Here is a 12,400-nt window from a genome sequence, read left to right on the forward strand (position 1 = left end):
TGGGCTCGTTCCGACACGTCAGATCGTCCGCGAGCGGGCGAGGAGGGTCGATTACCCCGGAGGTAATGCGCGTACGTCGACGGCGTTTCCTCTCCTCCGTCTGCCTTATCCCCCGGCGTGGCCCTGCGCGCGGCTGGGACGCGTGCCGGACGCGCCGTAGAGGCGGTAGAACAATGCGACCGCATGGTCGGCGCGGGCTCGCCGGTCGTCGTCGGTCCAGGCCGGTGCGCGACCGAGCAGGGCGCCGATCTGGCTGTCGCGGATGGCCAGTCCGTACAGCACTTCGAACGCGGTCGCCGGATCGTCCAGGACGAGTTCGCCGTTCTGCACGCCGCGCCGGAGCAAAGCCTCGAACAGCGGGCCGGTGGTGCGCCGTCCCCGCGCGGCGAGGATCTCGGCGGGTTCCGGGTCGGCCGGCAGGGCGGCGATGGCGACCCGGTTGATGGCGACCGAGCGGCTGCTGGTGAGAAGCGTGACCAGGCCCGTCAGCGCTTCGACGAGGACGGGCCGCACCGGCCCGACGGCCGCGGCGTCGGCGGCCTGCGTCAGGGCCTGGCGCAACGCGGTGTTGGTGGCCTCGGCCTCCTGGAGGACGAGCGCCGCCAGCAGGCCGCGGCGATCGCCGAAGTGCGCGTACAGCGTCTCCTTCGACGCCTTCGCCCGGGCGGACACCGCGCGGGTGGAGAGGTTGTCGTAGCCCTCCTCCGCGAGCAACGCCAGCGCCGCGTCGAGGATCGCCGCGCGCCGGGCGTCGCCGCGCGACGGCGAGCGGGACGAGGACTCCGTCATCGGATGCGCCGCCTCTTTCACGAGACGAACCCTATCCCTTGACTCGTCCGTACCGTACGGTACGGTTCTGGCATGGACATTGCGACGCAGGCCTCCCGCCGCCTCCCTCGTTCCTTGCCGTCCCACGCGTACTCGGCGGAGCCGTCCGCCATCCAGGCGCGGGCCGAGCATGACCCCGGCCAGGACCCCGGCCAGGACCCGGCGGCCTCGGGCGCCAGCTCCCACTCGGCGGCCTCCGGCCGGGACGGCCACGACGGCCGGGCGGCCGGCACGAGAAGGACCGGCCGCGACCGGGCCGCGCTCGGCCTCGTCGCCCTGGCCGTCCTCGCGCTCGCCCTGATCGCCGGGTTCTTCTACGCCTACGCCTGCTCGGTGATGGTCGGTCTCGCCGAGGTGGACGACCGGACCTTCATCACGACCATGCAGTCGATCAATGCCACGGTGCGGAACTGGGGCTTCGCGCCCAGTTTCTTCGGGGCGACGCTGATCACCGCGGTGGCGCTCGCCGCGCTCGGCCGCCGCTGGCGCAGTCCGGAATGGCGCCTGCTGGCCGCCGCCCTGCTCGTCTACACCGTCGGCGGCCTCGTCCTCACCATGGGCATCAGCGTTCCGCTCAACGACGAGCTCGCCGCCGCCGGCCCGGCCGCCGCCATCGCCGACCCGGCCGCCATCCGCGCCGACTACGAGGGGCCCTGGGTGGCCTGGAACCTGGTCAGGACCGTGTGCTCGACACTGGCGTTCCTGCTCGCCGCGGCCGCGCTGCACCGGATGGGCCGCACCACCCGCCCGCGCACCGCCCGCCCGCGCACCGACGCCTGAACGAGCGCCCGGTCCCGCGCGGGCCGGCGTGGGCTCGGCGCCTCACAGACGCGGGTCGACCGGCTCGGATTCCAGCGCGAGCACGGCGAAGACGCATTCGTGCACCCGCCACAGCGGCTCGCCGAGCGCGAGGCGGTCCAGCGCCTCCAGCCCGAGGGCGTATTCGCGCTGCGCCAGCGAACGCTTGTGCCCGAGACCGCGCTCACGCAGGCGTTTCAGATGGGCGGGCTCGGTGTAGTCCGGCCCGTAGATGATCCGCAGATATTCCCGGCCGCGCACCTTCAGCCCCGGCTGGACGATGCCGCGGCGGCCGACGGTCAGGTTCGCCGCGGGTTTGACGACCATCCCCTCGCCACCCGCCGCCGTCAGCTCGGTCCACCACCGGGTCGCCATCGCGACCGACTCCGGCTCGGTGGTGTCGACGAAGATCCGCCGGGTCGGCGCAACCAGGTCGGGGTCGGCGGCCACCAGCCGGTCGGCGAGGTCGAGATGCCAGGCGTGCGGCCGCCCGTGGTGAGCCGCGCCCTCGCTCGCCAGCACCTGGAAGGGGGCGATCCGAACCCCGCGCAGGCCGTCGGTCGGCCACTGGTAGCGCCGGTAGGCGGCGCTGAAGGCGGCGGCGTTCGCCGCCCGGGATCGGGTTCGGGCCAGCAGGTCGCCCACCTCCCGACCGCCCCGCGCCGCCTGGTCGAGCAGGTCCACCACGACCGGCAGGCTGGCGCGGGCGGCCGCACCGACCGCGGCGTACTGGTCGCGCAGGAGCTGCTCGGCCTTGGCGCTCCAGGGCAGCAGCTCGGCGTCGAGCAGCAGCCAGGAGGTGTCGAGCTCGTCGAACAGCCCGGCCGTCTCGGCGGCGGCACGCAGGCGGTCGACGAGCTGCGCGGTGAGCTCGCCCCGGAAGAACGGACGCCCGGTGCGCGTCCACACCGCACCCGCCCGGTCGTCGGGCGCGCCGAACCGGGCCCGCGCCGCGTCGAGCGACCGGCACACCAGCGCGACCGCCCGCGACCCCATGTGCTTGTCCTCGCAGACCACCGCGTCGACGCCGGCGTCGCGGTAGGCCTCGAAGGCCTGGTCGGGGTGTTCGAGCAGGTCCGCGACGGTGGAGGTGGCCACCGGGCTCATCGTCGGCGGCAGGTGGAGCAGCCACCGCGGGTCGATCGCGAACCGGCTCATCACCTCCAGGGCAGCGGCCGCGTTCCCCTCCCGCACGCTGATCCGCTTCTGGTGACGCGTCTCGATGATCCGGGTGCCCAGCACGTCGGTGAGGTCGAGGACGTCGGGATCCCGGCGGCCTGCCGCGACGGATCCCACCGCGGCCGATCCCGCCGCGGGGCGCTCGGCGGAGTCCGCGGCCTCGAGGTTGGCCGGGAACGGCCGCGCCGGCGCCCAGTAGACCTCGGCCGCCGGCACCGCGACGAGCTCACGCTCCGGGTAGCGCAGGGCCGACAGGCTCCCGCCGAAGACGCACCCGGTGTCGACGCAGAGGGTGTTGTTCACCCACTCCGGCGTCGGCACGGGCGTGTGGCCGTAGAGCACCGTCGCCCGGCCCCGGTACTCCAGCGCCCACGGGTGGCGCACCGGCAGGCCGTACTCGTCGCTCTCGCCGGTCGTCTCCCCGTACAGGCAGAGCTCGCGGACCCGCCCGGAGGCGCGGCCGTGGTAGCGCTCGGGCAGGCCGGCGTGCGCGACGACCAGCCGGCCGCCGTCGAGCACGTAGTGGGAGATCAGACCGTCGAGGAAGCGCTCGACCTCCGCCCGGAACGGCGCCGGCTCCGTCGCGAGCTGCGCGAGCGACTCGGCCAGGCCGTGGCCGATGCGCACGTCCCGACCGCGCAGCACCCGCAGCAGCTTGTTCTCGTGGTTGCCCGGCACGCAGAAGGCCTCGCCGGCGGCGACCATCCCCATCACCAGCCGCAGCACTCCCGGGGTGTCCGGGCCGCGGTCGACGAGGTCACCCACGAAGATCGCTCGACGGCCGTCCGGGTGCGCGGCGCCGACCGCTCGGCCCGCCTCGTCGCGGCGCGCGGTGTAGCCGAGCCTGGCCAGCAGCGCCTCCAGCTCCGCGCGGCAGCCGTGGATGTCACCGATGACGTCGAACGGGCCGGTCTCGTGCCGCAGGTCGTTGAACAGCGGTGTCCGGGTGATGGCGACGTCCGCGATCTCGCGTTCGCCGCGCAGCAGGTGGACGGTGCGGAACCCCTCGCGCGCCAACCCCCGCAGCCCGCGTCGGAGCTGGTCGCGCTGGCGGCGCAGGACGTGCGGGCCGAAGTCGCGATCCGGGCGGTTCGCGTTGCGCGCCGCGCACACCCCTTCGGGCACGTCGAGGACGATCGCGACCGGCAGCACGTCGTGCTCGCGGGCGAGGGCGACCAGCGGGCGGCGCGCGTCCGGCTGGACATTGGTGGCGTCGATCACCGTCAGCCGCCCGGCCGCCAGGCGCTTGCCGGCGATGTAGCGCAGCAGCTCGAACGCCTCCGGCGTCGCGGACTGGTCGTTCTCGTCGTCGGCGACCAGGCCACGGCAGAAGTCGGACGAGATCACCTCGGTGGCCCGGAAGTGCGTGCGCGCGAACGTGGACTTCCCCGAGCCGCTCACCCCGACCAGGACGACCAGGCTGAGCGCGGGAACGGCGAGCTCACGCGGCGACGGCGACGAGGCCGACGGCGACGAGGCCGATAGCGACGAGGCCGATAGCGACGAGGCCGATAGCGACGGCTCGGTGCGGTCGGTCGTCATGCGGCCTCCGTCCGGCTGAAGACGGCCAACTGCGTCGGCGGCCCGACCTCCGGGTCGTCCGGACCGACCGGGAGGTGGCGGACGGTGTAGCCGTGCTCGGCGGCCACCCGGCCGGCCCAGGCTCGGAACTGCGCCCGGGACCACTCGAAGCGGTGGTCCCGGTGCCGCATCGCCCCCGCGGGCAGCGTGGAGAAGCGCACGTTGTACTCCACGTTCGGGGTGGTGACGATCACTGTGCCAGGGGTGGCGTACCCGAAGACGGTCGCCTCCAGGGCGCCGAGCCGCGAGGGGTCGACGTGCTCGACGACCTCCATCAGCACCGCCGCGTCCAGGCCGGTCAACCGCTCGTCACGGTAGGTCAACGAAGACTGGATCAGGGTGAGGCGGGCCCGCTGGGAGTCGGTCATCCGTTCCACCCGCAGCCGCTCCCCCGCGATGCGCAGCGCCCGCGCGGACACGTCCGCGGCGAGGACGTGCTCGATGGTCCGCTCCGCGAGCAGATCCCGGGCCAGCAGCCCCTCGCCGCAGCCGAGGTCACCGACCCGGCGGGCGGCGTGGGAACGCAGCACGGCGAGCACCGCACCGCGGCGCTGCTCGGCCAGGGAGAGCGGACGGTCCGGCGGGTCCAGGTCGACGGCGCCACCGAGGGCGTTGTCCAGGTGCTCGGCCTCGGTGTCGTCCACCTCGGCGAGGCGGGCCAACGCCGAACGGGTCAGCTCCCGGCGATGGGACAGGTAACGGCGGGCGATGAGCTCGGACTCCGGATGGCTCGCCAGCCAGTCGGCCCCGGCCCGCAGCAGCTTGTCGACCTCGTCGCCGCCGACCCGGTAGTGCTTGGCGTCGTCCAGGACCGGCAGCAGGACGTACAGGTGGTTGAGCGCGTCGGCGAGCCGGACCTCCCCGGTCAGCCGGACATCGAGGTAGGGCGACTCTCCCCACTCGGGAACGGCGGGATCGAGCGGGCTGGTCGTCACCGCCACCCGCCAGCCGAGCGGCTCGAACAGGCGACGCGGCAGGTCCGAGCCCGCCCGGGAGGCGACCGCCGGCACGCGGATCTCCAGCGGGATGGCCGTGGCGGCGAGCTCCGGTCGCGCGTTGCACCGGCCGGTCATGGCCGTGCGGAAGACGTCCTTGAGCGCCATCGCGAGCATGCTCGACGCGGCGTACGGCCGGTCGTTGACGTACTGGGTGAGCGCGAACCCCTCCCCCGGCGGGCCCTTGCGTCCCCGCACGAGTCCGACCGGGTCCACCTCCAGCAGGAGGGCGACGGTGCACGTGTCGCCGGTCGCCTCCGGGTAGAAAACGTGCGCCGTGCCCATCGGCTCGGTGAACGAGTGCACCCGGTCGGGATGCTTGTGCAGCAGATAGCCGAGGTCGCGGGCCGGCGGGTGAGTCGTGGCGATGGTCAGCAGCACGACGAGACAGTCTTGCGTAGAAAATCCCCTACGTCCCCTTGAATTTGGCGTTCCCCCGCCCTTCCAGAGGGACGAATCGGACGTCGAACCCTCTGGAAGGGCAGGAAGGAGTACTACCCGCCGTCAGAGAATGCGGCGGAGCCAGCTCTCGGTGGAGCCGTCCACGTCCCGGTCCGCCTCCAGCGGGGTGAGGCTGACGTATCCGTCCTGGACGGCACGGGTGTCGGTACCCGTGGGAGCGGCCTGGTCGTTCGGGGTGAGCCCGATCGTGTAGGTACCCGGCTGTCCCGCCTGCCCGCTGGTCGGCGTGTAGCCGAGGTCGAGGGCCACGCCGGTGTCCAGCGTGGTGGGCCGGACCCCTCTGGGGGGCAGCACCGAACCGGGTTTGCCGGTGGCGGGGTCGACAGGGCCGGCCAGGAGCGGATAGTTGACGTTGAGACCGATTCCTGGGGGCATCAGCGCGCCGTGCTGCGACCGGCCCTCCAGCCGCGCGACGAGATCCGCCACGTAGGCGGCCGAGCTCTTCGCGGCGACGGCCGTCCCCTCCCGCCAGGTGCTCGAGGTCTGCAGGCTGACTGCGATCGCGGGCACTCCGAACTCGAGCGCGGTCGCGGCCGCGTTGACGGTGCCCGAGTGGTTGACCGCCTGACCGAGGTTGTTGCCGGGGTTGATCCCGGAGACGACCAGGTCGGGCTTGGCGTTCGTGAAGAGCTGGTCGAAGGCGAAGAACACGCTGTCCGAGGGTGATCCAGGGGTGACCGTCCACACCGACGGCTCGGGCTTGGCGACCGTAAGCTGCAGCGGGGGTGCGGAGATACGACCGCCCTGGCCGCTCTGGTCGGTGCCGGGTGCCACGACGACGACGTCATGACCGGCGGCCTTGAGGGCGTCGCGCAGGGCGACGATCAGTGGGGTGTCGGAGCCTCCGGTGCCCCGCCATCCGTCGTCGTTGGTGAGCAGAATGTGCAACGGACGCGCGGGGGTGACTCCGTGCGCGGGGGCGGTGGCACCGGGACCCGCCGCCGACGCGCTCGGCGCCAGGCCGACCAGGGAACAAAGGAGGGCCGCGCCGAGGACGGCTGAGATTCTGCGCTTCTTCATGCCGTGAACCTAGAGCCGTCGGGATGGCGCGTTTTCCGACTTGGAAGAACTCTCCGCAAAGAGCAGCGTAACTTTTGGTTTGGAAGTACCCTGGCAGCCGCCGTTTTCTCGCCTGAGCACGATGGAGCCTGCAGGCCCTGGCAGACCGGTCGTCACTGTGCACTCGTTCTTCTTGTCCTGGCCTGCATCGTCGGCTGCTCGGGTTCCGGACCCTCGACTTCCCCCTCGCCGGCGGGTGGCAGCACCACCGCACCTGCCGGGCCGAGTCGCGTCAAGAGCTACCACAACATCGCCGAGCTGAAAGCGGACTCCGACGCGATCGTCCGAGTTCAGGCGACCGACAGGACCCAGACCACGGTCATCTCGGGTATACCATTCACGATCACCGACGTACATGTCACGGAAGTTATCCGCGGCACGTTGCCCAGCACCATCCGAATACGGCAGACCGATACCGGCGGCGTCGGCGGAGACGACATCCTGAAGCCGGGATCCTCCTATCTCCTGTTCCTGGAAAGGTTCGCACGCGACGGCGAGGACGTCACCAACCAGTACGCAGTCGTCGGCGTGAAGGCCGGGCTCTATCTCGAGGACTCGGGCCAGGTCAGCCAGCAGGACACGACATCACCGCAGCTGCCCCAGGTACTCCCGGTCAGGGATCTCAAAGCGCAGGTCAACGGTTGACGGCGGGCCCGGTATCGCTTCCACATCGACCAGGGCGCCGCCGGACCCAGCGACCAGAAACGGCGAGTGGCGACGGCCGCTCGCCGGCTCGTCGCCACTCGGTTCCTGCTGGTTGATGATGTCGAACTAACGGGCTGGTGGGCTGGTGGGCTGGTGGGCTATCAGCCCCAACCACCCCAACCGCCCCAACCACCCCAACCGCCGTGGCCCCGGTGGCCCCAGCGGCCCCAGTGATGCCGGTGGCCGCCCCAGCCACCCCAGCCCCAGCCTCCGAAGAAGCCGATGAAGCCGGTGGCCTGCCGGAACGATCCCTGGTCCTGGAGGGCCGGCGCCTCATATGTCGCCTTCATACCTTTCCCATCCGAGTTTCGAGCCAGTCACCCTCGGGCGGCTCGGCCAGCTCCGGTGACTGCCGTCGGCGGCCCACTTTCCGGCCTCGGCTCTCAACTCATTGACCGTACAATTTGTGATCCTGCAACTACAAGCCTGCATCCTCGGAGTCCAGCGACGGTTCACTCACGGTTCAGTACCAGGCGTGCGGCGTAGCAGCAGCGCGGTGGGAACAGGCTGGCCAGCACGGCGGTGGCCGGGCAGACGAGGATGATGTGGTCGCCATAACCAGCGTGTCGGCGATCGCGATGCCGGTGTACACCAGCGCCATGCCCGAGCATCACGGGCTTCCGGTCGCAACGGGGTGAGGTCGCTCAACCCGGAGCCGGGACGGGCGTGTCCGGGTCGCCGACGCCACTCGCGGCGCGGTCGATGATCTGCTTCTGCGCCCACAGCGCCCACTCGCGCTGGGCGGCTGTGACGCGAAGTCCCCATTCGAGCGCGAGGCGGCCGTGAACGGAGAAGGAGTCCGGGCCGGAGGCGACCGCCGTCAGCGCGGAGAGCTCCTCGTGGTGAGCCGCCGCGGTCTCGGCTTCCCGCCGCATGAACGCCTGGGCCTCGTCGGGCTCGAGCAGGCCGAGGAAGAACACCCGAAGCAGCGTGTCGTTGCGTGGTGTCCGGTTCGGTTCGACCTCGGTGAGCCAGCGGTGCAGCTCGGCCCGCCCGGACTCCGTGATCGCGTATTCCTTACGGCCCCTGGCCCCCTCGGCCGTGACGGTCACCTGGCCGGAGTCGGCCAGGCGAGCGAGTTCCGCGTACACCTGGCTCTGGGTTGCCGACCAGACGTTGCCCAGCGAGATCGCGAATGTCTTGAGCAGGTCGTAGCCGCTGGCGGGGCAATCGGCGAGCAGGCCGAGCACGGCATGACGGAGGCTCATGCTCCCAGCTTAGGTCAGTCTTGACCGGTCACAGTTGGATATTCTATCGTCGACATGTCGAAGTTGGAATATCGCTGGCGGGGATGGAGACCGCGCCTACCGGGTCGGCCCGCCCCACTCCGATCGGAGAAGAGATCATGACGGCGAGCGCCCCCACCTACCTCAGCGACCTGCTCGCCCCCGTGGCCGACGAGATCGATGCCGTCGACCTGCCGGTCACCGGCGCGCTGCCCGACGCGCTGCGCGGCCGCTACTTCCGCAACGGCCCCAACCCGCTGCCCGGCGAGGACCCGGGGCACTGGTTCACCGGAGCCGGGATGATCCACGGCATCCGGCTGCGCGACGGCCGCGCCGAGTGGTACCGCAACCGTTGGGTACGCACCCGCCGGCTGGCGGGTGCGCCGTTCGTGGGGCCCGCCGGGTTCGATCTGACGGCCGTTCCCGCGAACACCAGCGTGATCCGGCACGCCAGCCGCATCCTCGCGCTGGTGGAAGCCGGTCTGCCGTACGAGCTGACGTCCGAGCTGGAGACGACCGGGCCGTGCGACTTCGGCGGGAGACTCACCACCGCCATGACCGCGCATCCCAAGCGTGACCCACGCACCGGTGACCTGCTGTTCTTCGGCTACGGCATGGTCCCGCCGTACCTGACCTACCACCGGCTCTCGGCGGACGGCGAGCTCGTCGAGAGCCGGGTGATCGACGTGCCGGGCCCGACGATGATGCACGACTTCGCCATCACCGAGAGCCACGTCGTGTGGCTCGACCTGCCGGTCGTCTTCGACCTCGCGCTCATCGGGCGGGGGATGCCCTACCGGTGGGACGACGCCTATGGCGCTCGCCTCGGCGTCATGGCGCGCGACGGCGGCGAGACGCGGTGGTTCGACATCGACCCCTGCTACGTCTTCCATGTCGGCAACGCCCACGTCGACGACGCCGGACGGGTCTCGCTCGACGCCGTCCGCTACGACCGCGCCGGCTTCGCGGCCACCTGGCCCCGCCTCGGCGGAACACCGACCGGGACGCACATGATCGCCGACGGCTTCGCGCACCGCTGGCTGATCGACCCGGCGAACGGGGTGGTCAAGGAGCAGGCACTCGACGACCGGGCGATCGAGTTCCCCACCCTCAACGAGCGGCGGGTGGGGCGGTCGAACCGCTTCCTCTACTCCGTCAGCCAGGACGCGATCGTCAAGTACGACGGCCGGACCGGCGCGAGCAGGGTCCGCACCCTCGGCGCCACCCCCGGTGAGGCGATCTTCGTCGCCGCGCCCGGGGCCCGGTCGGAGGACGACGGCTGGTTGATCTCGATCGTGACCGACAGGGCCGGTAGCGGTTCCGAGCTGCTTGTCCTGGACGCCTCCGGCCTTGACACCGTGGCCTCCGTGGCACTGCCCCGTCGGGTACCCGCTGGCTTCCACGGCTGTTGGATTGCCGACCAGTAGGGCCCACGGCAGGACCCGCCCGGCAGCCTGCCGGACTTCCCCTCGGCCACGCACTGGCGCCCGTATGTCGCCACCTGGCGTGACACGATGATCCCCGCACAGGGTGTGACCTGCAGGGGGATGCCGACGTGATGTGGTGGCAGATCAGCGCCGTGGCCAACGCCGTCATCATGACGGCGTACATGGCGATCTCGGTCGCGATCGGGCGGGCGTTGTGGCGGTCCGGGCAATGGAACAAGAACCCTCTCGGGCTGGCCACCACGGCGATCTTCTTCACCTGCGGCCTGCATCACGGTTGGCATACGGTGCACCTGCTGCTGCCGGACCGGGCGATGGATCTCATGGCAGAGCACGGCGACATGGCAGAGCACGGCGACATGGCCGGTCACGGAGGGTCGGGTTCCGGCGGTCCCTCGGGCAACGCGATGCGGATCGCGTTCAACGACGTCTACACCGCTTCCTGGGACATCATCACCGCCGCGGCCGCCGTCTGGTACTGGACGTTGCGGGGACGGTTCCCGGCGCTGGTGCGCGGCGCCGCCGTCTTCGAGGACCTCAAGCTGCGTCAGGCAGCGGAGCAGACGCTGCGCGAGAGCGAGGAGCGGTACCGCGGCATCGTGGAGACCACGAGCGAAGGGGTGGCACTGCTCGACCGCCACGGGCGGATCGATTATGCCAACGCGCAGTTGGCCGCCCTGGTCGGTCGAACCGGCCCGCAGCTGCTGGGCATGACCCTGGTCGACATGGTCGCGGGCGAGGACCGGGCGAAGGTCTGCGACGGGCTCGACCGCGTGCGCCGCGACGGAACCCAGCGTCTCGAGGCCGGGTTGTGTCACGCCCAGGAACGGCCGGTGTCCGCCCAGGTCGCCCTGACCTCGAGGGTCGGCCCGACCGGTGAGTTCGAGGGCACTCTGGCCATGGTGGCCGACGTCACCGACCAGAAGAACGCCGAGGCGCAGCTGCGGCAGGCGCAGCGCCTCGATGCGGTGGGCCAGCTCGCCGGTGGTGTCGCGCACGACTTCAACAACCTGTTGACCGTCATCGACGGCTACGCGGCGATGCTGCTCAACCAGGTCGACAGCCCGGCACGGGCGGACCTGACCGCGATTCGTGACGCCGCGGCCCGGGCCGCCGCCCTGACCCGCCAGCTCCTGGCGTTCTCCCGCACCCAGGTGGCACAGCCGCAGGCGATCGATCTCAACAAACTGGTTCTCGGCGTCGAGGACATGCTGCGCCGGCTCATCCGCGAGGACGTGGAGCTGGTCGTCCGCGTCGCCGCCGCGCCCACCGTCGTCTGGGCCGACCAGGGGCAGCTCGAGCAGGTCATCGTCAACCTGGCCGTCAACAGCCGCGACGCGATGCCGCAGGGCGGCCGCCTGACGATCGCCGTCAAGCACGTCGACCTCGACGCGGCCCAGGCCGGCCGGCTCGGCCTCGAACCCGGAGGCCACCGGCTACTCACCGTAGCCGACACCGGCTGCGGCATGCCACCCGACGTCCAGGCCCGCGTCTTCGAACCGTTCTTCACGACCAAGGATCAGGGCAAGGGCACCGGGCTGGGCCTGTCCACTGTCTACGGCATCATCCGACACGCCAAGGGCCACATCACGGTCGACTCGATACCCGGCACCGGCAGCACATTCCGCGTCTACCTGCCGGCCGTCGCGGCGCTTACCGTCCAACAGCAGGCGGACCCGCACGTCGACCGACTCGCCGACGGCGCCGAGACCATCCTGCTCGTCGAGGACGACCCGGCGGTACGTGAGCTGACCGAACGGATCCTGGACTCCGCCGGATACCGGACGCTCGTCGCCGCAGATGGCCGGCAAGCCCTCGCCCTGGCGCTGCGCCACCCCACCATCGACCTGCTCCTCACCGATGTGATCATGCCCGGCATGAACGGCCGGCAGCTGGCGGATCAGCTCACCACGCTCATGCCCGACCTGCCCGTCGTGTTCACCTCCGCCCACACCCGCGGCATCCTCGCCGCGCAGGGTCACGACAGCGCCAAGGCATTCCTCGACAAACCGTTCACCGCCGCCGCCCTCACCCGGAAGATCCGCGAAACCCTCGACGCTCGGCTGACCTCCGGCACGGCCTAGCACCACAGCCGCACCAGTACTACAGCCGCACCAGTACT

Annotated in this window: 10 protein-coding genes; 4 read left to right on the forward strand and 6 right to left on the reverse strand. The window is 71.4% G+C overall.

Annotated elements, in window-relative coordinates:
• Nucleotides 1-105: 105 nt before the first annotated feature.
• Nucleotides 106-789, reverse strand: coding sequence for a TetR/AcrR family transcriptional regulator (locus FRAQA3DRAFT_RS21875; RefSeq protein ID WP_009741234.1), 684 nt, complete (start codon nt 787-789; stop codon nt 106-108).
• 72 nt (nt 790-861) lie between these two features.
• Between FRAQA3DRAFT_RS21875 and FRAQA3DRAFT_RS34235 the strand changes: the two genes are divergently transcribed.
• A complete protein-coding gene (locus tag FRAQA3DRAFT_RS34235) occupies nt 862-1,608 on the forward strand; it encodes a DUF1772 domain-containing protein (RefSeq protein ID WP_009741235.1) in 747 nt (248 codons plus the stop codon).
• A 42-nt stretch (nt 1,609-1,650) separates the two neighbouring features.
• Here FRAQA3DRAFT_RS34235 and FRAQA3DRAFT_RS21885 read toward each other — a convergent pair whose 3' ends face one another.
• The 3 genes from FRAQA3DRAFT_RS21885 to surE all read right to left on the reverse strand — a co-directional run bounded on the left by FRAQA3DRAFT_RS21885 (nt 1,651) and on the right by surE (nt 6,863).
• The gene (locus tag FRAQA3DRAFT_RS21885) at nt 1,651-4,347 is read right to left on the reverse strand and encodes a polynucleotide kinase-phosphatase (RefSeq protein ID WP_009741236.1); all 2,697 of its coding nucleotides are present in this window, start codon (nt 4,345-4,347) and stop codon (nt 1,651-1,653) included.
• Nucleotides 4,344-5,762 (reverse strand): 3' terminal RNA ribose 2'-O-methyltransferase Hen1, encoded by a 1,419-nt coding sequence (locus tag FRAQA3DRAFT_RS21890; RefSeq protein WP_009741237.1) that lies wholly within the window; start codon nt 5,760-5,762, stop codon nt 4,344-4,346. Before FRAQA3DRAFT_RS21890 ends, FRAQA3DRAFT_RS21885 begins: the two co-directional genes overlap by 4 nt.
• Before the next feature lie 123 nt (nt 5,763-5,885).
• A complete protein-coding gene (gene surE / locus FRAQA3DRAFT_RS21895; RefSeq protein WP_009741238.1) occupies nt 5,886-6,863 on the reverse strand; it encodes a 5'/3'-nucleotidase SurE in 978 nt (325 codons plus the stop codon).
• 3 nt (nt 6,864-6,866) lie between these two features.
• On the opposite strand from surE, the gene FRAQA3DRAFT_RS35350 reads away from it, so the two are divergent.
• Nucleotides 6,867-7,547 (forward strand): hypothetical protein, encoded by a 681-nt coding sequence (locus tag FRAQA3DRAFT_RS35350; RefSeq protein ID WP_157467577.1) that lies wholly within the window; start codon nt 6,867-6,869, stop codon nt 7,545-7,547.
• A 161-nt stretch (nt 7,548-7,708) separates the two neighbouring features.
• Here FRAQA3DRAFT_RS35350 and FRAQA3DRAFT_RS33490 read toward each other — a convergent pair whose 3' ends face one another.
• Nucleotides 7,709-7,897 carry a keywimysin-related RiPP gene (locus tag FRAQA3DRAFT_RS33490; protein ID WP_009741239.1) on the reverse strand — a complete coding sequence of 63 codons (189 nt, stop codon included), beginning with the start codon at nt 7,895-7,897 and terminating at the stop codon, nt 7,709-7,711.
• 354 nt (nt 7,898-8,251) lie between these two features.
• The gene (locus FRAQA3DRAFT_RS21905; protein ID WP_009741240.1) at nt 8,252-8,815 is read right to left on the reverse strand and encodes a PadR family transcriptional regulator; all 564 of its coding nucleotides are present in this window, start codon (nt 8,813-8,815) and stop codon (nt 8,252-8,254) included.
• Between the two features lie 137 nt (nt 8,816-8,952).
• On the opposite strand from FRAQA3DRAFT_RS21905, the gene FRAQA3DRAFT_RS21910 reads away from it, so the two are divergent.
• Both FRAQA3DRAFT_RS21910 and FRAQA3DRAFT_RS21915 read left to right on the forward strand, forming a co-directional pair.
• Nucleotides 8,953-10,260: a carotenoid oxygenase family protein gene (locus tag FRAQA3DRAFT_RS21910; RefSeq protein WP_009741241.1), complete on the forward strand. Its 1,308-nt coding sequence runs from the start codon at nt 8,953-8,955 to the stop codon at nt 10,258-10,260.
• 131 nt (nt 10,261-10,391) lie between these two features.
• The gene (locus FRAQA3DRAFT_RS21915) at nt 10,392-12,362 is read left to right on the forward strand and encodes a PAS domain-containing sensor histidine kinase (RefSeq protein WP_009741242.1); all 1,971 of its coding nucleotides are present in this window, start codon (nt 10,392-10,394) and stop codon (nt 12,360-12,362) included.
• The last annotated feature ends 38 nt before the right edge of the window (nt 12,363-12,400 follow it).

The sequence above is a fragment of the Frankia sp. QA3 genome (assembly GCF_000262465.1).
Classification (GTDB): domain Bacteria; phylum Actinomycetota; class Actinomycetes; order Frankiales; family Frankiaceae; genus Frankia.

Bases quoted from the DNA above. Each gene is read 5' to 3' on its own strand.
- FRAQA3DRAFT_RS21875 (WP_009741234.1), bottom strand. From the start codon at position 789: ATGACGGAGTCCTCGTCCCGCTCGCCGTCGCGCGGCGACGCCCGGCGC.
- FRAQA3DRAFT_RS34235 (WP_009741235.1), top strand. From the start codon at position 862: ATGGACATTGCGACGCAGGCCTCCCGCCGCCTCCCTCGTTCCTTGCCG.
- FRAQA3DRAFT_RS21885 (WP_009741236.1), bottom strand. From the start codon at position 4,347: ATGACGACCGACCGCACCGAGCCGTCGCTATCGGCCTCGTCGCTATCG.
- surE (WP_009741238.1), bottom strand. From the start codon at position 6,863: ATGAAGAAGCGCAGAATCTCAGCCGTCCTCGGCGCGGCCCTCCTTTGT.
- FRAQA3DRAFT_RS33490 (WP_009741239.1), bottom strand. From the start codon at position 7,897: ATGAAGGCGACATATGAGGCGCCGGCCCTCCAGGACCAGGGATCGTTC.
- FRAQA3DRAFT_RS21905 (WP_009741240.1), bottom strand. From the start codon at position 8,815: ATGAGCCTCCGTCATGCCGTGCTCGGCCTGCTCGCCGATTGCCCCGCC.
- FRAQA3DRAFT_RS21910 (WP_009741241.1), top strand. From the start codon at position 8,953: ATGACGGCGAGCGCCCCCACCTACCTCAGCGACCTGCTCGCCCCCGTG.
- FRAQA3DRAFT_RS21915 (WP_009741242.1), top strand. From the start codon at position 10,392: ATGTGGTGGCAGATCAGCGCCGTGGCCAACGCCGTCATCATGACGGCG.